Genomic DNA, 17,901 nt, shown 5'->3' on the forward strand with positions numbered 1-17,901 from the left:
CCCCGTCAAACCTCAGGAGAACGGATTGATGCAGAACACATCCGAGCGCACCGTGACCCGCGTGCGCCACACCCTCAAGTTCCGCTTGCTGCAGGTCCTGCGCGTGCACGCCGTGACGCCGCACCTGCTGCGCGTCACGCTCGGCGGCCCCGATCTCGCGGATTTCGAATCCGCGTCGTTCGACGATCACGTGAAGGTATTTTTCCCGCCGCCCGGCGCCGAACGGCCTGCGATGCCGACGCTCGGCGCGAACGGTCCGGAGTTTCCGGAAGGCGAACCGAGGCCGGTCGCGCGCGACTTCACGCCGCGCCGCTTCGACCGCGCCGCCCGCGAACTCGATCTGGAATTCGTGCTGAACCACCCGGGCCCCGCGTCGCAGTGGGCCGCACAGGCACGCGTCGGCCAATGGCTCGGCATCGGCGGTCCGCGCGGTTCGTTCGTTGTCCCGACCGGTTTCGACTGGCACCTGCTGATCGGCGACGATACGGCGCTGCCGGCGGTCGCGCGGCGCCTTGAGGAATTGCCGGCCGGTGCACGCGCGGCCGTCGTGATGGAAGTCGCGGATCGCACCGCGCAGATCGCGTTCGACACGCGCGCCGACGTGCATGAAATCTGGCGCTTCCGCGCCGAAGCCGACGCCGCAAACGGCGACGTGCTGCTGAATGCCGTGCGCGACCTGCCGCTGCCGCCGTCCGGCGACGGCTACGTGTGGGCGGCAGGCGAAGCGCTGTCGATGCGCGCGGTACGCCAGCACCTGACCGGCGAGCGCGGCGTCGACAAATCGCGCATCCGCGCGGCGGCCTACTGGAAGCGCGGCGCGGCGGCCGTGCACGAAACCCTGGAAGACTGACGGATGCGGGTAGCCGTCAAAGGCGTACCCGGTTGACCGGCGGATGACACAATCGTCGCGTCGGCGCACCAGCGGGCTTGGCACCGCTATCGCGACTGGTATATATCTGTGTGTGCGACGCCGCTGTCGGGCGACAGCCGTCGCAGCCTGCCCAGGAGCGTCCGGTCATGACAAAAGAAAGCCCCGCTTCGCCTTTCCTTCGCAACCTGAAGATCGCCGGCTATTGCGGCCTTGCCGCGGTGGTACTTGTGCTGTTCGTCGCGATGTGCGCGATCCTGAAGGAAAGCGCGCTCGACCGCGACGCCGCGCAACATCCGGCCGATACGCCCGAACTGCACGATGCGGGGGGCGGGCCATCCGCATCGGCTGAACCGGCCAGGACACCCGGCTGACGGCGTCCGGCCCGATCCCCCCGCTTACGGCGCGTGCCGGCGCCCCATCACGACTGCATGCACCGAATCGCCGAGCCGTTCGAGCAGCGCGGTCGCGCGTTGTCCGTACAGGTGCGCGGCCAGCGCGCCGGCCGTGCCGACCAGCACGCCGCCCGCCATGTCGAACGGCCAGTGCACGCCCGCATAGATACGCCCCCATGCAATCGCCGCGGCCAACGCGGCCATCACGAACCCGGTGAGCCGGGTCGTGCCGCCGAGCATCAACCCGACTGCCATGCTCCACGCGAACGTCATGTGATCGCTCGGAAACGAGCTGTCCGGCGCATGCGGAATCAGTTGCGTGCCGACGCCGGCCATGAACGGACGCGGCGAGAACCAGAAATGCCCGATGACCTGCGCGAGCGCGAGCGCCACGCACACGCCGACACCGGCCTCGATCGCCTGGCGCCGCGTCGTGCGTGCGCCGAAGATCCAGGTCAGCAGCAGCATCGCGGGCAGCGCATAGACGAGCCAGTCGGCGGCGAAGATGGCGAGGCGGGCAACGCCCGGCTGCGGCGCAACCCCGGCGTTGATGGCGGAAAAAAGGGTGAGATTGAGGGTCTGCATGAATCCGGTTGCGTGGGGCGTAAAAACTCGGCCGGTTGCCCGGCCTGATACGAACGATGCTAGGGCGCTCCCGCTTAAGCGATGCTTAATGCGGCAGTCGCACGCGACGAAGCCCGCCGCGGCGAACGCACTTAGAGCCTGCACTGCAGCACAAGTTCACACAATTGTCACATTCCCGAGCGACCGCCTCCCGGAAAAGCTCACCTACCATCCCGGAAAGGCTCACCTTTTTCACATCGTGACGTCATCGATGCATGCGAATATCGGAACGCCGGGTGCCGTCCAGGCCGTTTGCATCATTCATCTCAATATTTACGCGTCGAATTCTACGAAATCGGCAACAATTAATTCCATATGCGGCATCGCACAACGGCAACGCACAGGCATAGGATTACGAGCTTACGAGCACTCATCCACGAAGCGATCAACAACAAGGAGTCCGCATGAAACCCAGCGATGTCCGATCGAAAGCGTTTGCGATGCCGTTGACCAGCCCTGCCTTCCCGATGGGCCCTTACCGTTTCGTCGATCGTGAGTTCCTGATCATCACGTATCGCACCGATCCGGACCGTCTCCGCGAAATCGTCCCCGAGCCGCTGCAGGTCACCGAGCCGCTCGTGCATTACGAATTCATCCGCATGGCCGATTCGACCGGCTTCGGCGATTACACCGAAAGCGGCCAGGTCATTCCCGTCGAATACAACGGCCAGCCGGGCGGCTATACGCTCGCGATGTATCTCGACGATCACCCGCCGATCGCCGGCGGCCGCGAACTGTGGGGCTTCCCGAAGAAACTCGCATCGCCCACGCTGCACGTGAACACCGACCACCTCCTCGGCACGCTCGACTACGGCAAGGTGCGCGTCGCGACCGGCACGATGGGCTACAAGCACAAGGAACTCGACATCGACGAGCAGACGAAGCGTCTTGCCGGCCCCAATTTCCTGCTGAAGATCATCCCGCACGTCGACGGCACCGCACGCGTCTGCGAACTGGTGCGCTACTACATGCAGGACATCAAGATGAAGGGCGCGTGGACGGGCCCCGCATCGCTCGAGCTGGCGCCGCACGCGCTCGCGCCGGTAGCCGACCTGCCCGTGCTCGAGATCGTCGAAGCCCGGCACATCGTCGCGGATTTGACGCTCGGCCTCGGCGAAGTCGTCTACGATTACCTGGCTCAGTAACACGTCCGCAGTCCTTTCTCCCTGTCAAACCTTTCACCACGGGAATTCGAACATGAGCAACCTGAATGGCAAGACCGCAGTCGTCACGGGCGCCGCGAGCGGCATCGGCAAGGAAATCGCACTCGAGCTCGCGAAAGCGGGCGCGGCCGTCGCGATCGCCGACCTGAACCAGGACGGCGCGAACGCCGTTGCCGACGAGATCGTCAAGGCGGGCGGCAAGGCGATCGGCGTCGCGATGGACGTAACGAACGAGGAAGCCGTGAACAGCGGTATCGACAAGGTGGCCGAAACGTTCGGCTCGGTCGACATCCTCGTGTCGAACGCGGGCATCCAGATCGTCAACCCGATCGAGAACTATTCGTTCTCCGACTGGAAGAAGATGCAGGCGATCCACGTCGACGGTGCATTCCTGACGACCAAGGCCGCACTCAAGCACATGTACAAGGACGATCGCGGCGGTGTCGTGATCTACATGGGTTCGGTGCACTCGCACGAAGCGTCGCCGCTGAAGTCGGCGTACGTGACGGCCAAGCACGGGCTGCTCGGCCTGGCCCGCGTGCTGGCGAAGGAAGGCGCGAAGCACAACGTGCGCTCGCACGTCGTGTGTCCGGGCTTCGTGCGCACGCCGCTGGTCGACAAGCAGATTCCGGAGCAGGCGAAGGAGCTCGGGATCAGCGAAGAGGAAGTGGTGAAGAAGGTGATGCTCGGCAATACGGTCGACGGCGTGTTCACGACGGTGCAGGACGTCGCGCAGACGGTGCTGTTCCTGTCGGCGTTCCAGAGCGCCGCGCTCACGGGCCAGTCGTTCATCGTCAGCCACGGCTGGTTCATGCAGTGAAGCCGCGCGCCCCCACGGAAAAGCAGGCCGTCGATGCGGCGGACCTGCATCACGAAGCCGGCGCACCGGTCCCCGCACGGTCGCTGCCGTACGAAACGATTGCACTCGTGCTGCAAGGCGGCGGCGCGCTCGGCGCGTACCAGGCCGGCGTGTTCGAAGGGCTGCACGAGGCGGGCATTCCGCTCGACTGGATCGCGGGTATCTCGATCGGCGCGCTCAACACCGCGCTGATCGCGGGCAATGCGCCCGAGCATCGCGTCGAGCGGCTGCGCGAGTTCTGGGAAACGATCTGCAAGCCGGCGTTCTTCCCGACGGTTCCGGCCGCATTCGAGTTCGCGCTGTTCAACAGCATCGACCAGGTTCGTACGTTCTTCACCGCGTCGCAGGCCGCAAGCGCGATGATGCAGGGCCAGCAGGGCTTCTTCGTGCCGCGCTTCCCGCCGCCGCTGCCGGGCGTGTCGGATCATCCGGAGAAGATCAGCTGGTACGACACGTCGCAATTGCGCGCGACGCTGCTGAAGCTGTGCGATTTCGACCGGATCAATTCGGGCGAAACGCGCGTGTCGGTGGGCGCGGTCAACGTCGGCACCGGCAACTTCGTGTACTTCGACAACTCGCGCATCCGCCTGGCACCCGAGCATTTCATGGCGTCCGGCGCGCTGCCGCCCGCGTTCCCGCCGGTCGAGATCGACGGCGAGTACTACTGGGACGGCGGTGTCGTGTCGAACACGCCGCTGATGGAAGTGCTCCGCGCACGGCCGCGCCGCGACACGCTCGCGTTCCAGGTCGACCTGTGGAGCGCGCGCGGGCCGCTGCCGCGCACGATGGCCGACGTCGCCGAGCGCACGAAGGACGTGCAGTATTCGAGCCGCACGCGCTTCGTGACCGACACGCTGCAGCGCGAACAGCGCTACCGCAACGTGCTGCGCCACGTGCTCGAGCAGGTGCCGGAAGAGCAGCGCAAGGCGGATCCCTGGTGCGTCGAGGCCGATGCGATGTCGTCCAGCAAGAAGTACAACATCCAGCACCTGATCTACCAGCAGAAGGCGTACGAGCATCACTACAAGGACTATCAGTTCGGTCTGTCGACGATGCGTGACCACTGGTCCGCGGGTCTCGACGACATCCGCAAGACGCTTGCAGTCAAGGACGGCCTCGCGCTGCCCAACAACGACGCGGGCTTCGTGACGCACGACATTCACCGCAAACGGTAATGCCGTGCGCGACGGATCGGCGCGATGCATGCGCCGGTCCGTCCTCTTCCCCGATCAGACATGCCGATTTTCATTGCACTGTTCGCGCTCATCGCTGCCGGATGGGGCGCGGTTCACCTGTTTCACGTCATCGCCGCGCAGTTCGGCCAGCCGGTCGCGATCGCGGCCGCCGTGCTCGCCGCCGCGATCCTGATCGCGCTGGTCGCCTGGTGGATCAAGCGCCGCCGCGACATCGCACCGAATACGAAGGAAGAAGGCTGGACCCACGTCGTGCATCGCGCGTGGGGCGAGCTGCGCGTGTCCGCGACGCAGGGGCTGCTGTGGCTGTCGCACGACGGCGCGGACGGCCGCTATACGCTGTCGCAGCTCGACGGCTGCCAGGCTGCGCCGATCGGCGGCCGCTGGCATCTCGTCGTGCACGTGCGCGATGGCGTGCGCAGCGAATGGAAGCTGCCGATGATGGACAAGCGCGACGCGCAACGCTGGGCGCGCGTGCTGACGCTCGCGAAGGACAACCGGCTTTGAGACGGCATGCCGTGGATGCACGGGCGCGGCATGCACGCATGAACAGCCGCGCCGCCTGGCCTGCATGCCGGTGCGCTATCGCGCGCCGAGCGCCCACAACGCATCGAGTACATGCTGGGTCGCCCGCTCGACCGGCCCCGCCCGATGGGCGATCCCAAGTTCACGCCATAACGCCGGGCGCAACGCCCGCATGACGATGCGCGCATCGGGTAGCGGGGCGCCCGCCTCGTGCGGCAGCAGCGTCGCGCCGTAACCCGCGGCGACCAGGCTCTTGATCGCATCGTTGTAGTTGAGTTCGATCCGCGGCTCCGGCCGATGGCCGCCGAGCGCAAACCATTCCGTCGTCAGCCGTGACAGGCGGGTGGTCGCATCGTTGAGAATCAGCGGGCGGGCGGCCAGATAGCCGGGCGTCACGCGCGCCGGAAGCGGCCAGTCCGCCGGCAGAAACGCCATCACCGGATCGCGCCGCCACGCGCGGATCGACAGCCCCGCGACGGCCGTCTGCGGCAGCGCTACCAGCCCGACATCGAGCGTGCCCTGCGCGATGCGCGCCAGCGTGTCGTGCGACGTGAGCACCGCGATCTGGACATCGATGTCCGGATGCTGCTCGCGCAAGCGGGCCACCGCCTGCGGCAGCAGGTGCGCGATCGCCCCGGTCGATGCGCCGAGGCGCACGCGCCCGGTCAACCCCTGCACCTGTCGCTGCACGTCGTCCAGCGTGGATTCGACCTCGGCCAGCAGGCGGCGCGCGCGCTCGACCAGCACTTCACCGATGGGCGACGGCCGCACGTTTCCGCGCGTGCGGGACAGCAACGGCGCGCCGATGCGACTCTCCAGTTCGGCAACGTGAAGGCTGACGGTCGGCGGCGCGAGGTGAAGCAGTTGCGCCGCGGCGACAAAGGACCCTTGGTCCGCGATGGCGACCAGCGTGCGCAGGCGGTCCAGGCTGATCTCCCGCATTCTCCACCCCTCGTTCAAGAAAACTGAATCTGATGGTCAGTAAATTCAACTTTTTCTATTCTAGGCGCTCGGTGGACGATACGGCTTTCCCGACCACGAACGCAAGGAACGCGACCACCATGAGCCAGCCCACTGTCTACATCGACGGCGATCAAGGGACGACCGGATTGCAGATCCACGAGCGCCTGCGCGGGCGCACCGACTTGCGGCTCGTCGCGCTGCCGGAGGCCGAGCGCAAGGATCCCGTGCGGCGCGCCGAGGCGATCAACGCAGCCGACATCGCCATTCTGTGCCTGCCCGACGCGGCCGCACGCGAAGCGGTCGGCTTCATCCGGAATCCGGCGGTACGCGTGATCGACGCGAGTTCGGCTCATCGCACGCAGCCGGAATGGGTCTACGGCTTTCCCGAGATGGCCGACGGGCAGGCACGGGCAATTGCACACGCGCGGCGTGTCACCAATCCGGGCTGCTACCCGACCGGCGCGATCGGGCTGCTGCGGCCGCTGCTGCAGGCCGGACTGCTGCCGCGCGACTACCCGGTGAACATCCATGCCGTGTCCGGATACTCGGGCGGCGGGCGGACCGCCGTCGACGCTTTCGAAGCGAACGACGCTTCGCGCGCGAAACCGCTCCAGGTCTACGGCCTCGCACTCGCGCACAAGCATGTGCCCGAGATCCGGCTGCATGCCGGTCTGGCGAACCGTCCGTTGTTCGTGCCGGCTTACGGTGCCTATCGGCAAGGCATCGTGCTCACCGTGCCGATCGAGTTGCGTCTGCTCCCTGCCGGTGTGACCGGTGAGCAACTGCATGCGTGTCTCGCGCACCATTACGCCGAGTCGCGCCACGTCGACGTCACGCCGCTCGCGGACACGCATGCGATCACGCATCTCGATCCGCAAGCGCTGAACGGCACCAATGACATGCGGCTCGGCGTGTTCGTCAATGCCGAGCACGGCCAGGTGCTGCTGTCCGCCGTGTTCGACAATCTCGGCAAAGGCGCATCCGGCGCAGCCGTGCAGAATCTCGACCTGATGCTCGGGGCGGCAGGCGCGGCACAAGCGGCGTAAGCCGTGTGCGGGCACCAGCGTCGGCGGGCCCGGCACCTCGCGACCGCGATGTGTTGGTACCCGTTCGACGCGACCGGCTCGCGACGCGGTTGCGAGCCGGAAACGAGGCCTGCCGATGTTGCGCACATGCCCCCGTAAAAGCTCACCTTTAGCCGGTTTCAGGCCGTATCGTCACCCGCCGCGGCATTCAAGCCAGCCAGCGTCTCCATCAGAAAATCCACGCACACGCGCACTTTGGCCGACGCCGCGACGCGCTCCGGATACACGGCCCAGATGTTCGCGGGCTGGATTGCGTCCGGCAGCACGCGACACAGTGCACCGCGTTCGATCAGCGGCGCGGCTTCCCAGATCGAACGCAGCACGATGCCGCGCCCGGCCAGCGCCCATTGCACGGCGACCTCGCCATGGTTCGTCGACAGCGCGCCGCCAACCTTCACCGTGGCCGTTTCACCGCGCACGTTCAGCCGCCACACGCCGAACGGGTGATCGCGCTCCTTGATGGCAAGACAGTCGTGCGAAGCGAGATCCGCGAGCGAGCGCGGTGTACCGCGCCGGGCGAGATAGTCGGGCGACGCACACAGCACGCGGTAGTTCGCGGCGAGGCGGCGCGCGATCAGGTGATCGGCGATCTCGTCGCCGATGCGCACGTCGAGGTCGTAGCCTTCGCCCGCGACGTCGACGAGCCGGTCGAACAGATCGAGCCGCACGTTCAGTTGCGGATAGCGTGCCGAGAAGTCGAGCAGCGCCGGCGCGACGATGTGCCGGCCGAAACCGAAGCTGCTCGAAATGCGCAGCGTGCCGCGCGGCACCGTGCGCGTGGTCGACACGTCCTCGACGAGATGATCGACGTCGTCGAGAATCTTCTCGGAGCGCGCGAACACGCGCTCGCCTGCTTCCGTGACCGTCACGCGGCGCGTCGAGCGATGCAGCAGGCGCGTGCCGAGCTGCGCCTCGAGCAACGCGATGCGCTTGCTGACATAGGCAGGCGACACCGCGAGCTGCTCGGCGGCCGCGCTGAAGCTGGTCAGGCGGACGACCAGGCTGAACACGCGCAGGTCGTCGAGATTCGGCGATTTATTCACGATTCGTGGAAAATCGATTAACCTTTCGCGCGATTTTAATCCAGATGGAAATAAATAGAATGACGTGACGCGCCGCTGCCTCTCCCCGCGGCCAGCCCACCAGCCAAGGAGCTTTGCATGACCGACAGGACCTACAGAATTGCCGTGATCCCCGGCGACGGCATCGGCCGTGAAGTGATGCCCGAGGGCCTGCGCGCGCTCGACGCCGTGACCGCGCGCTTCGGCATCCGCTTCGACTTCGTCCAGATCGACTGGGCGAGCTGCGACTACTACGCACAGCACGGCAAGATGATGCCGGACGACTGGAAGGCGCAACTGTCGGGCATGGACGCGATCCTGTTCGGCGCGGTCGGCTGGCCCGCGACGGTGCCCGATCACGTTTCGCTGTGGGGCTCGCTGCTGAAATTCCGCCGCGAATTCGACCAGTACATCAACCTGCGGCCCGCGCGCCTGTTCGACGGCGTGCCGTCGCCGCTCGCCGGCCGCCGCGCGGGCGACATCGACTTCATGATCGTGCGCGAGAACACCGAGGGCGAGTATTCGTCGGTCGGCGGCACGATGTTCGAAGGCACCGATCGCGAGATCGTGATGCAGCAGGCGATCTTCACGCGTCACGGCACCGAGCGCGTGCTGAAATTCGCGTTCGAACTCGCGCAGCGGCGCGCGAAGCGCCTCACCGTCGCGACAAAGAGCAACGGCATCGCGATCAGCATGCCGTGGTGGGACGCACGCACGGCCGAGATGGCCGAACGTTATCCCGACATCGCCGTCGACAAGCAGCACATCGACATCCTGTGCGCGCGTTTCGTGCTGCAGCCGGACCGCTTCGACGTCGTCGTCGCATCGAACCTGTTCGGCGACATCCTGTCGGACCTCGGGCCCGCGTGTACGGGCACGATCGGCATCGCGCCGTCGGCGAACCTGAACCCCGACCGCACGTTTCCGTCGCTGTTCGAACCCGTGCACGGCTCCGCGCCCGACATCACGGGGCGATACATCGCGAACCCGGTCGCGATGATCTGGTCGGCGGCCCTGATGCTCGATTTCCTCGGCAACGGCGCAGGCCGCGAACGCGAAGCGCACGATGCGATCGTCGCCGCGATCGAGGACGTGCTGCGCACGGGGCCGCATACGCGCGATCTCGGCGGCAACGCGAGGACACAGGAAGTGGGCGAGGCGATCGGCGCGCGCATCGCGGGCTGACGATCAGGCCCGGCGCAATCGCACGCGCCGGGCAGAGGCTGCACGAATCGGTGTGCGGTGAGTTGCACGCCATGCGTTTGCGCACGCATGCGAATTCCCGAGCCTGCCTGGTGAAGTCGAGCGGTGAGCAACGTCGCACCGCAACGCGCACGGCAGGCGCCATCAGGCGTCGACGTCGATACGATCGGTGAGTTGCACGCCACATGCGTGCACACCGATCGTCAACCGCTACCGGCCCCGATCGATCGGTGAGATGCATCGCGTGGTGAAGCACACCGTTGCATACCGATACGCGCATCACGAGATCCCGACGTGCATGGCACGTCCGCTTTGCCCGGGACGATGCCGTGTCGAACGGCTCGAAGCACACAGTCCGACGCGACATTTCCCCTCGTCCCGAAAAACCTCACCTTCAGCGCATCGACTCCCGAATTTCCTCACCGTTGAAGCCCGGTGATGCGTTCGCCGGTCCGTCGAGTCGGCACGCGCGTCACAGGCCGAGATCGGACAGCCCGGGATGATCGTCCGGACGACGGCCGAGCGGCCAGTGATAGAGACGATCCTGCTCGCGAATCGGCAGGTCGTTGATACTCGCGTGACGATGCGCCATCAGCCCGTTTTCGTCGAACTCCCAGTTTTCGTTGCCGTACGAACGGAACCAGTTGCCGGCATCGTCATGCCATTCGTACGCAAAGCGCACCGCGATGCGATTGCCGTCGAATGCCCACAGCTCCTTGATCAGCCGGTAGTCGAGCTCGCGCGCCCACTTGCGCTGCAGCAGCCCGACGATCTCGTCGCGACCGGTCACGAATTCCGCGCGATTGCGCCATCGGCTTTGCGGCGTATAGGCGAGCGACACGCGCTGCGGGTCGCGCGTGTTCCACGCATCCTCGGCGGCGCGCACTTTCTGGCGCGCCGTTTCGAGCGTGAAGGGCGGAACGGGCGGACGGACTTCGAGGGAAGCGGACATGGGTTGCTCCTGTTCAGGTTCTGGCCACGGACAACCGCGGCCGGTTCGGATTCGCTGCTTCGACTACCGTGATACCGCGTCGAGCAGCAGTTCGGCCGTCGCGCGCGCATCGCGCGCGGCGTTTGCATCTCCACTGACGAGCGCCACGCCGATTGCGCCGTCGATCAGCACGAGCCACTGACGCGCGATGCGCGCGAGCCCACGACGCTCGATGCCGGTTTCATCGGCATACGCATCGAACCGCTCGCGCACGAACGCCAGCAAGCGTGCCTTGTGCGCGCGTGCGACGACGCGCACCGGATCGTCGGCATCGGGAATCTCGCCCGATGCGTTGAGGAACGCGCAGCCGTGAAAGTCGGGTTGCCCGAACCAGTCGCGCAGCACGTCGAACATGCCGAGCAGCTGCACGCGCGGTGCCTTGCCGCGCGCCAGCGTCGCGTCGACGAACCAGCGCATCCAGCGCTCGTCGCGACGTTCGAGCGCGGCCAGCACCAGCGCCTCTTTCGATTCGAAATGCGAATAAAAGCTCTTTCGCGCCGCGCCGGATCGCTTGACGATCGCATCGCCACCGGTTGCATGGATGCCTCCCGAGTAAATCAGCGCTTCGGCTGCATCGAGCAGCCGGTCGCGAACGCCCGGTTCGCCGGAAGGGTCGTGATGTGTGTTCATGGGTTTACGGTAGAACGATCGTTCTCCATCGTCAACACCCGGATGAAAAAGCCCTGCTGGCGGGAGGGCTGAAGCGCGGCCTGGCCGCGCGATGCGCGCCCGCCGCGTTTACGACATTTTTTCTTGAAGCGGACGCGCGACGCTCACTACACTTCGGTCACCCTGTCTGGGCGAAAGGACATCATGCAGCGACCGGAATCCGCGCGCCCCGCGCGCGCCTATGCGGCTTATGCCAAGCGGCTCGATGGCCGCATCGTCGTGCGGCGCTTCGACCCGCGCAACGATTCGTACGACACGTTGACCGCGCTGCTGCATCGCGCCTTCGCACCGCTCGGCGCACTGGGCTTCAACTGCCCGTGCGTCGATCAGCCGGCCTCGGCGACACGCGAACGCGTGCTCACCGGCGAGTGCTTCGTTGCGCTCGGCAACGCGCATCTGGTCGCGACGATGACGATGCGCTCGCACGATCCCGATTCCCGCTGCGATCCGTACCGCAGCCGGCACGTCGCGACGCTCGGCCAGCTGGCCGTCGATCCCGTCTGGCAGGATCGCGGCATCGGCCGATCGCTGCTCGCATTCGCGCAACGGCGGGCCGCCGCGCGCGGCGCGACGCACCTGGCGCTCGACGCACCGTACGCGGCGGTCCGGCTCATCGATTTCTATCGTCGCGAAGGATTTCAACCGGTCGACGTGATGCGCTTTCCGGGGCACAACTACGACAGCACGATCCTGTGCAAATCGGTCTGCGTCACGAACGGTCGCATCGTTGCCGGTGATACGACGCAGATCGACATTGCACGACCGGTCGGTGCCGCGTCGTGAAACACGACATGCCGAAGCGCGAAGGCGGCGACGATCGCACCCGGCTCGCCGTCCGGCAGGCACGCGTGCGCGCTGCATTGCGGCTGCGTGGCGTGTTGAAGCTGACGATCGTCACGATCGCGGTCGCGCACGTGCTGGCATTCGTGTTCGACAACCTGCTGGTCGTGGCCGGTTTCGCGCCGGATGCCGCAGCGGTGCTGCTGTTCCGTTTCGTGACGTGCGCGCTGGTCAGCTTCTGGCTGCAAGCGGATGCGTTGCGCGCGTATCAATACGCGGTGCAACACGGGTTCGTCACCGCGCACGGAGTGCACGGCGGCCCGGTCGACGTTGCACCGCAGTGTCCGAGACGCTGGCTCGTCGTGTTGAGTCTTCAGCTCGACCCACGCGGGTTGAACGGTGAACGGATCAAGTAGCCGTCGGCGCACCGATCGACGTCGATCGATATCGAATGGTTTCACGCATGAGTGAGTCGCGACGACGCGCGCGGGCTCACGGTTGACGCCACGGTTCGGCACGACATCGCGTGCGGTGCATGACGAGCGATCGCGCGGCAAGGCAAGCGGGGAAGTGTCTGGAAGGGGAGAGCAGGTGCCGGAAGGCACGAGGGCGGAAAGCGAGGCAGCTTCCGTCAGGTGAAGTGAACGTGCGATTGCAGTTCACCGATGCGCAATCGTGTCGCGATTCGGCGCGCCGACACAGCTCCCGAATAATCTCACCTTGAGCCCGGATTCGTGCGTTTCGGCCTCGAAAACGCAGCCGTAAACGAAAGCGGGGCAGGCGGCGAACACGCAGCACTGCCCCGTGGCACTCAGGCCGTCCAGTCGAGAATCACCTTGCCGCTCTCGCCGGACAGCATCGCGGCAAAGCCTTTCTCGTAATCGTCGGCCGCGAAGCGATGCGTGATGATCGGCGACAGGTCGAGGCCGCTCTGCAGCATCGCGACCATCTTGTACCAGGTCTCGAACATCTCGCGGCCGTAGATGCCCTTGATCTCGAGCCCCTTGAAGATCACCTGGTTCCAGTCGATCGCCGTCTGCGCGGGCGGAATGCCGAGCAGCGCGACCTTGCCGCCGTGGTTCATCGCCTCGAGCATGCTCGTGAATGCGCTCGGCACACCCGACATTTCGAGGCCGACGTCGAAGCCTTCGGTCATGTGCAGGTCGGTCATCACGTCGCGCAACGACTCGCGCGCGACGTTGACCGCGCGCGTCGCACCCATCTTGCGCGCGAGTTCCAGCCGGTAGTCGTTGATGTCGGTGATGACGACGTTGCGCGCGCCGACGTGCTTCGCGATCGCAACAGCCATGATGCCGATCGGGCCCGCGCCGGTGATCAGCACGTCTTCGCCGACGAGGTTGAACGACAGCGCCGTATGCGTCGCGTTGCCGAACGGATCGAAGATCGACGCGAGATCGTCGGAGATCTCGGGCGGGATCTTGAACGCGTTGAATGCGGGAATCGCCAGATACTCGGCGAACGCACCTTCGCGGTTCACGCCGACGCCGACCGTGTTGCGGCACAGATGCCGGCGTCCCGCGCGACAGTTGCGGCAGAAGCCGCACGTGATGTGGCCTTCGCCGGACACGCGATCGCCGATCGCGAAGCCGCGCACTTCCTGCCCCATCTCGACGATCTCGCCGACATATTCGTGACCGACGTGCATCGGTACGGGAATCGTCTTCTGCGCCCAGTCGTCCCACTTCCAGATATGGATGTCGGTGCCGCAGATCGCCGTGCGGCGGATCTTGATCAGCACGTCGTTGTGGCCGACTTCGGGGCGCTTCACGCGCGTGAGCGTGAGGCCGGGGCCGCGTTCGAGCTTTGCCAGTGCTTTCATGGTCGCGCCTCCGTCAGATCACGCCGAGCGACTTGCCGACGCGCACGAACGCGGCGACCGTCTGGTCGATCTGTTCGGGCGTATGCGCGGCGCTCATCTGCGTGCGGATGCGGGCGCGGCCGCGCGGCACGACGGGGAACGAGAAGCCGATCACGTAGACGCCTTCGCCGAGCAGCCTGTCGGCCATGTTCGTCGCGAGCTGCGCATCGCCGAGCATCACCGGGATGATCGGATGCGCGCCCGGCACGAGCGTGAAACCGGCTTCGGTCATCTGCTTGCGAAACCGCGCACCGTTCTCGCGCACGCGCTCGCGCAGCTTCGCGCCCTCGTCGCTGCCGAGCAGTTCCAGCACCTTCAGCGATGCCGCGGCGATGCTCGGCGTAAGCGTGTTCGAGAAGAGATACGGGCGCGAGCGCTGGCGCAGCAGCTCGACGACTTCGCGACGCGCCGCGACATAGCCGCCCGATGCGCCGCCGAGCGCCTTGCCGAGCGTACCCGTGATGATGTCGACGCGGCCTTCGACGCCGCAGTGCTCGGGCGTGCCGCGGCCGTGCGTACCGATGAAGCCGACCGCATGCGAATCGTCGACCATCACGAGCGCGCCGTAGCGATCGGCGAGATCGCAGATGCCTTTCAGGTCGGCGATGATACCGTCCATCGAGAACACGCCGTCGGTCGCGATCAGCTTGTGGCGCGCGCCCGCTGCATCGGCTTCCTTCAGCTTCGCCTCGAGGTCGGACAGGTCGTTGTTTTTGTAGCGGAAACGCTTCGCCTTGCAGAGGCGGATGCCGTCGATGATGCTCGCGTGGTTCAGCTCGTCGCTGATCACCGCGTCGTTCTCGTCGAGCAGCGTCTCGAACAGCCCGCCGTTCGCATCGAAGCAGCTCGAATAGAGGATGCTGTCCTCGGTGCCGAGAAAGGCGGCCAGCGCGCTTTCCAGTTGCTTGTGCACGGTTTGCGTGCCGCAGATGAAGCGCACCGATGCCATGCCGAAGCCGTCCTGGTCGAGGCCGGCCTTCGCCGCATCGATCAGGCGCGAATCGTTCGCCAGGCCCAGGTAGTTGTTCGCGCAGAAATTGAGCACGCCGGCACCGCCGGCGAGCCGCACGGCTGCCGCCTGGGGACTCGCGATCTCGCGCTCGGTCTTGTAAAAACCGTCCGCGCGGATCTGGTCCAGCGTCCCGCGCACCTGGGCGAGAAAGGCATCACGCATCGCAAAGCTCCTGACAGGGTTTCGCATTCCGCAACGCGCCACTCGTGGCGGCGGCGCAACGGCCTGCTACTGTTATAGTCGGTCGTTCGGTTGACCGCATTTATCCGATATTCCGAACTAGAATTCGAAATACCGAACAACTCTAAGCGAACGGAATCCAAATGGCAAGTTCCTCCGGTTCGCGGCGCACGCCTGCCAGCGCCGCACCGCAACCGCCGGCCGCCACGCCGCCGCGTGTCGGCGAGCAGATCCAGCGGCTGCGCAACGAACGCAAGCTGACACTCGACGACCTGTCGCGCGCAGCCGGCGTATCGAAATCGATGCTCTCCGAGATCGAACGCGACAAGGCCAACCCGACGATCGCCGTGGCGTGGCGGCTGACGAACGCACTCGGCATCACGCTCGACGAGCTGTTCTCGCAACCGAAGGCGCCCGAGACGATCCGCGTCGACGGCCCGCACGACATTCCGACGCTCGCCGGCCATGACGGCCGATACCAGTTGCGCGTGTGGGGCCCGATCGACCTCGCCGGCAAGTTCGAGTGGTACGAGCTGACGCTGCCGGGCGGCGGCGCACTGATATCGAACGCCCACGAGCCCGGCACGCGCGAGCACCTGACCGTGCTGCAGGGCGCGATGGAAATCGAAGCCGCGGCGGCAAGCCGGCGCCTGAAGGTAGGCGACACCGCGCGCTACCCGGCCGACGAGCCGCACGCGATCCGCAATCCCGGCAAGGCCGAGGCGCGGGCACTGCTGATCGTGATACACCGCTGACGGCGCGGATAGCCGGCCGAAAGGCCAATTGCAGGCCAGTTGCGGAAAACACTGTATGTTTGTACAGTATACGGACATTCCGCCATGCATGGGCTGGAGCCGGCGCACCGAGGCGCCTGCCCGGTCGACAGGAGCCTGCAATGACAGAAGAACAAGATTTGGCCGCGCTCAGCTTCAAGGCTGCCGCGCACGACCTCGAGCTGATCGTTCGCCATATCGCCGGGCGTTATATCCGCCAGCGCGTGCCGCTGACGTGGCGCCTGCTGCACGCGATCGAAGCCGAGGCGCTTGCCGATCTCGGCTTTGCCAGCCGGCACGAGGCCGGCATGCGTCAATTGTTCGAACGGCCGTCTGACATGACGTTTCCCGAAACGGACGATCCGATCGACTTCGGGCGCTCGAACGCGCTACCCGCCGTATTTTCGTTCGCGGTGCTCGCGTACGAAGCCGCGTCAACCTCCAACGACACCGCGCCTCGCGAGCGGGCTCACCGCCCGTCCAAGGCGTGGGGCGACTGACTGCCCGCCCGGGCCGCCACGCGTGGCGGCCTTGTCCTGCCCCTTGCCTCTTGATGCCCGAGACGTTGCGGAAAGGGCTACCATATACGCAACTAACGGAATAAATCACATGTCTCCTCCCGCCTCTCCCGACACCCCCGCACGCCCGGAAGAAACGGACCTGTTCGACCGCGGCGCGTCCGACTGGATCGTCTCTCCCGAAGCCGCATTCGATGCATGGCTCGCCATGCAGGACTATCGTCGCTCATCGGCCGACGTCTATCGCGCGCAATGGGGCGCGTTTCTCACATGGCTGCGTACGCACCAGAAGAATCTGGCGACGGTCGATACGGCAACCATCGCGAATTTCGTCGGCGAGCTCCCGATCCGGAAAACCCAGCGAATGCGCTATCTTCGGCTGATCGAGCGTGTGCTCGACCATATCCGGCGCACCGAATACGCGTCGACCAACCCGGCCCGGTTCATTGCTCAGGATGGCGAAGCGAACTGGCGCAAGGCGCGCGACAACGAACCTACCGGTTTCCTCACGCCGGCCGAGCGCGCGACGTTGCTCACGTACCTGTTTTCGCCGATCGGCGTATCCGGTTCCGCGTACTGGAAAGAGCGGCGCGACCGCGCGCTCGTTGCCGCGTTTCTTGGCGCCGGCATTAAAACCGGTGAAGCTCGCGCACTTACGATTAGTTGCATCAATACGGCCGGAACGTCGCTTCAGATCGAGTCGACGCACCCTGATTTCTCGCGCGAAACCCATCTGGCGTCGTTCGCGATCGCCCTGCTCGAAGCGTGGCTCACCGAACGCAAGCGCCAGGAGATTCCCGGCGAACTCGTGTTCCCCGCATCCCATGCCGGGCGGCCGATGCACAAGGCGACGATGCTGCGCGCCATCGACGCGATCGTCGAATCCGCCGGGCTCACGTCGTCACGCACCGCACGCGCCAGCCCGCAAACCCTGCGTAATACCTACGCGGCCGAACTGTTCGAACACGACGTGCCGCCCGAACGAGTCGGCAAATGGCTGGGCTTCATGCGACCGATCTCGTCGAACCGCCTGCATCGCGCATGGAAGAACTGGCGCGACGGTCTCGCCGACAACAATGCCGACGGTGACGCGTCGGGCATCGACGAAACTCACTGATCCCCAAACGGCTGCTCACGCCAAGCGATCCGTGAGCAGCCTT

General features: G+C 66.0%; 20 protein-coding genes. 13 read left to right on the forward strand and 7 right to left on the reverse strand.

Annotation, left to right across the window (positions count from 1 at the left end):
* The first annotated feature begins 28 nt into the window (after window positions 1-28).
* Together DPV79_RS03745 and DPV79_RS03750 are read left to right on the forward strand one after the other, a co-directional pair.
* Window positions 29-850: a siderophore-interacting protein gene (locus DPV79_RS03745; RefSeq protein ID WP_165843487.1), complete on the forward strand. Its 822-nt coding sequence runs from the start codon at window positions 29-31 to the stop codon at window positions 848-850.
* A gap of 167 nt (window positions 851-1,017) precedes the next feature.
* The gene (locus DPV79_RS03750) at window positions 1,018-1,242 is read left to right on the forward strand and encodes a hypothetical protein (RefSeq protein WP_113044817.1); all 225 of its coding nucleotides are present in this window, start codon (window positions 1,018-1,020) and stop codon (window positions 1,240-1,242) included.
* Window positions 1,243-1,266: 24 nt separating this feature from the next.
* On the opposite strand, the gene DPV79_RS03755 is transcribed toward DPV79_RS03750, so the two are convergent.
* Window positions 1,267-1,848, reverse strand: coding sequence for an undecaprenyl-diphosphatase (locus tag DPV79_RS03755; protein WP_059489788.1), 582 nt, complete (start codon window positions 1,846-1,848; stop codon window positions 1,267-1,269).
* A 443-nt stretch (window positions 1,849-2,291) separates the two neighbouring features.
* Here DPV79_RS03755 and DPV79_RS03765 point away from each other — a divergent pair, with 443 nt between their 5' ends.
* Genes DPV79_RS03765 through DPV79_RS03780 form a run of 4 tightly spaced genes read left to right on the forward strand, consistent with a single transcriptional unit; the run spans window position 2,292 to window position 5,609 of the window.
* Window positions 2,292-3,032 (forward strand): acetoacetate decarboxylase, encoded by a 741-nt coding sequence (locus DPV79_RS03765; RefSeq protein ID WP_021157498.1) that lies wholly within the window; start codon window positions 2,292-2,294, stop codon window positions 3,030-3,032.
* Between the two features lie 52 nt (window positions 3,033-3,084).
* Window positions 3,085-3,870, forward strand: coding sequence for a 3-hydroxybutyrate dehydrogenase (locus tag DPV79_RS03770; protein ID WP_113044818.1), 786 nt, complete (start codon window positions 3,085-3,087; stop codon window positions 3,868-3,870).
* Window positions 3,867-5,084 carry a patatin-like phospholipase family protein gene (locus DPV79_RS03775; protein WP_021163707.1) on the forward strand — a complete coding sequence of 406 codons (1,218 nt, stop codon included), beginning with the start codon at window positions 3,867-3,869 and terminating at the stop codon, window positions 5,082-5,084. The genes DPV79_RS03770 and DPV79_RS03775 overlap by 4 nt, the downstream gene beginning before the upstream one ends.
* A 60-nt stretch (window positions 5,085-5,144) precedes the next feature.
* Window positions 5,145-5,609 carry a hypothetical protein gene (locus DPV79_RS03780; protein ID WP_048021176.1) on the forward strand — a complete coding sequence of 155 codons (465 nt, stop codon included), beginning with the start codon at window positions 5,145-5,147 and terminating at the stop codon, window positions 5,607-5,609.
* 75 nt (window positions 5,610-5,684) lie between these two features.
* Here DPV79_RS03780 and DPV79_RS03785 read toward each other — a convergent pair whose 3' ends face one another.
* Window positions 5,685-6,569 (reverse strand): LysR family transcriptional regulator, encoded by an 885-nt coding sequence (locus DPV79_RS03785; protein WP_021163709.1) that lies wholly within the window; start codon window positions 6,567-6,569, stop codon window positions 5,685-5,687.
* Window positions 6,570-6,688: 119 nt separating this feature from the next.
* On the opposite strand from DPV79_RS03785, the gene argC reads away from it, so the two are divergent.
* Window positions 6,689-7,636, forward strand: a complete 948-nt coding sequence (gene argC / locus DPV79_RS03790) for an N-acetyl-gamma-glutamyl-phosphate reductase (RefSeq protein WP_113044819.1) — start codon at window positions 6,689-6,691, stop codon at window positions 7,634-7,636.
* A 158-nt stretch (window positions 7,637-7,794) separates the two neighbouring features.
* On the opposite strand, the gene DPV79_RS03795 is transcribed toward argC, so the two are convergent.
* The gene (locus DPV79_RS03795; protein ID WP_113044820.1) at window positions 7,795-8,718 is read right to left on the reverse strand and encodes a LysR substrate-binding domain-containing protein; all 924 of its coding nucleotides are present in this window, start codon (window positions 8,716-8,718) and stop codon (window positions 7,795-7,797) included.
* Window positions 8,719-8,835: 117 nt separating this feature from the next.
* Here DPV79_RS03795 and DPV79_RS03800 point away from each other — a divergent pair, with 117 nt between their 5' ends.
* Window positions 8,836-9,921 (forward strand): tartrate dehydrogenase, encoded by a 1,086-nt coding sequence (locus DPV79_RS03800; protein WP_113044821.1) that lies wholly within the window; start codon window positions 8,836-8,838, stop codon window positions 9,919-9,921.
* 490 nt (window positions 9,922-10,411) lie between these two features.
* Here the strand turns inward: DPV79_RS03800 and DPV79_RS03810 are convergent, their stop codons facing one another.
* Window positions 10,412-10,891 (reverse strand): nuclear transport factor 2 family protein, encoded by a 480-nt coding sequence (locus DPV79_RS03810; RefSeq protein ID WP_048021168.1) that lies wholly within the window; start codon window positions 10,889-10,891, stop codon window positions 10,412-10,414.
* Between the two features lie 63 nt (window positions 10,892-10,954).
* On the reverse strand, window positions 10,955-11,560 hold the full coding sequence (locus DPV79_RS03815) for a TetR/AcrR family transcriptional regulator (protein WP_113044822.1): 606 nt from the start codon (window positions 11,558-11,560) through the stop codon (window positions 10,955-10,957).
* A 183-nt stretch (window positions 11,561-11,743) separates the two neighbouring features.
* Between DPV79_RS03815 and DPV79_RS03820 the strand changes: the two genes are divergently transcribed.
* Both DPV79_RS03820 and DPV79_RS03825 read left to right on the forward strand, forming a co-directional pair.
* Window positions 11,744-12,382: a GNAT family N-acetyltransferase gene (locus DPV79_RS03820; protein WP_113044823.1), complete on the forward strand. Its 639-nt coding sequence runs from the start codon at window positions 11,744-11,746 to the stop codon at window positions 12,380-12,382.
* The gene (locus tag DPV79_RS03825; RefSeq protein ID WP_244321708.1) at window positions 12,379-12,795 is read left to right on the forward strand and encodes a hypothetical protein; all 417 of its coding nucleotides are present in this window, start codon (window positions 12,379-12,381) and stop codon (window positions 12,793-12,795) included. Before DPV79_RS03820 ends, DPV79_RS03825 begins: the two co-directional genes overlap by 4 nt.
* Before the next feature lie 395 nt (window positions 12,796-13,190).
* Here DPV79_RS03825 and tdh read toward each other — a convergent pair whose 3' ends face one another.
* Window positions 13,191-14,219: an L-threonine 3-dehydrogenase gene (gene tdh / locus DPV79_RS03830; RefSeq protein WP_021163717.1), complete on the reverse strand. Its 1,029-nt coding sequence runs from the start codon at window positions 14,217-14,219 to the stop codon at window positions 13,191-13,193.
* A 13-nt stretch (window positions 14,220-14,232) separates the two neighbouring features.
* Window positions 14,233-15,432 carry a glycine C-acetyltransferase gene (locus DPV79_RS03835; protein WP_059863374.1) on the reverse strand — a complete coding sequence of 400 codons (1,200 nt, stop codon included), beginning with the start codon at window positions 15,430-15,432 and terminating at the stop codon, window positions 14,233-14,235.
* Between the two features lie 161 nt (window positions 15,433-15,593).
* Between DPV79_RS03835 and DPV79_RS03840 the strand changes: the two genes are divergently transcribed.
* The 3 genes from DPV79_RS03840 to DPV79_RS03850 all read left to right on the forward strand — a co-directional run bounded on the left by DPV79_RS03840 (window position 15,594) and on the right by DPV79_RS03850 (window position 17,858).
* Window positions 15,594-16,205 (forward strand): helix-turn-helix domain-containing protein, encoded by a 612-nt coding sequence (locus DPV79_RS03840; RefSeq protein ID WP_021163719.1) that lies wholly within the window; start codon window positions 15,594-15,596, stop codon window positions 16,203-16,205.
* A gap of 140 nt (window positions 16,206-16,345) precedes the next feature.
* On the forward strand, window positions 16,346-16,723 hold the full coding sequence (locus DPV79_RS03845; RefSeq protein WP_021163720.1) for a DUF2471 family protein: 378 nt from the start codon (window positions 16,346-16,348) through the stop codon (window positions 16,721-16,723).
* A 109-nt stretch (window positions 16,724-16,832) separates the two neighbouring features.
* A complete protein-coding gene (locus DPV79_RS03850; protein WP_113044824.1) occupies window positions 16,833-17,858 on the forward strand; it encodes a tyrosine-type recombinase/integrase in 1,026 nt (341 codons plus the stop codon).
* Window positions 17,859-17,901: the final 43 nt, after the last annotated feature.

Source organism: Burkholderia reimsis, from assembly GCF_003294055.1.
Classification (GTDB): domain Bacteria; phylum Pseudomonadota; class Gammaproteobacteria; order Burkholderiales; family Burkholderiaceae; genus Burkholderia; species Burkholderia cepacia.

Excerpts from the sequence above, each read along its gene's own strand:
- DPV79_RS03745 (WP_165843487.1), top strand. The coding sequence starts at position 29 with ATGCAGAACACATCCGAGCGCACCGTGACCCGCGTGCGCCACACCCTC.
- DPV79_RS03750 (WP_113044817.1), top strand. The coding sequence starts at position 1,018 with ATGACAAAAGAAAGCCCCGCTTCGCCTTTCCTTCGCAACCTGAAGATC.
- DPV79_RS03755 (WP_059489788.1), bottom strand. The coding sequence starts at position 1,848 with ATGCAGACCCTCAATCTCACCCTTTTTTCCGCCATCAACGCCGGGGTT.
- DPV79_RS03765 (WP_021157498.1), top strand. The coding sequence starts at position 2,292 with ATGAAACCCAGCGATGTCCGATCGAAAGCGTTTGCGATGCCGTTGACC.
- DPV79_RS03770 (WP_113044818.1), top strand. The coding sequence starts at position 3,085 with ATGAGCAACCTGAATGGCAAGACCGCAGTCGTCACGGGCGCCGCGAGC.
- DPV79_RS03780 (WP_048021176.1), top strand. The coding sequence starts at position 5,145 with ATGCCGATTTTCATTGCACTGTTCGCGCTCATCGCTGCCGGATGGGGC.
- DPV79_RS03785 (WP_021163709.1), bottom strand. The coding sequence starts at position 6,569 with ATGCGGGAGATCAGCCTGGACCGCCTGCGCACGCTGGTCGCCATCGCG.
- argC (WP_113044819.1), top strand. The coding sequence starts at position 6,689 with ATGAGCCAGCCCACTGTCTACATCGACGGCGATCAAGGGACGACCGGA.
- DPV79_RS03800 (WP_113044821.1), top strand. The coding sequence starts at position 8,836 with ATGACCGACAGGACCTACAGAATTGCCGTGATCCCCGGCGACGGCATC.
- DPV79_RS03810 (WP_048021168.1), bottom strand. The coding sequence starts at position 10,891 with ATGTCCGCTTCCCTCGAAGTCCGTCCGCCCGTTCCGCCCTTCACGCTC.
- DPV79_RS03815 (WP_113044822.1), bottom strand. The coding sequence starts at position 11,560 with ATGAACACACATCACGACCCTTCCGGCGAACCGGGCGTTCGCGACCGG.
- DPV79_RS03820 (WP_113044823.1), top strand. The coding sequence starts at position 11,744 with ATGCAGCGACCGGAATCCGCGCGCCCCGCGCGCGCCTATGCGGCTTAT.
- tdh (WP_021163717.1), bottom strand. The coding sequence starts at position 14,219 with ATGAAAGCACTGGCAAAGCTCGAACGCGGCCCCGGCCTCACGCTCACG.
- DPV79_RS03835 (WP_059863374.1), bottom strand. The coding sequence starts at position 15,432 with ATGCGTGATGCCTTTCTCGCCCAGGTGCGCGGGACGCTGGACCAGATC.
- DPV79_RS03840 (WP_021163719.1), top strand. The coding sequence starts at position 15,594 with ATGGCAAGTTCCTCCGGTTCGCGGCGCACGCCTGCCAGCGCCGCACCG.
- DPV79_RS03845 (WP_021163720.1), top strand. The coding sequence starts at position 16,346 with ATGACAGAAGAACAAGATTTGGCCGCGCTCAGCTTCAAGGCTGCCGCG.
- DPV79_RS03850 (WP_113044824.1), top strand. The coding sequence starts at position 16,833 with ATGTCTCCTCCCGCCTCTCCCGACACCCCCGCACGCCCGGAAGAAACG.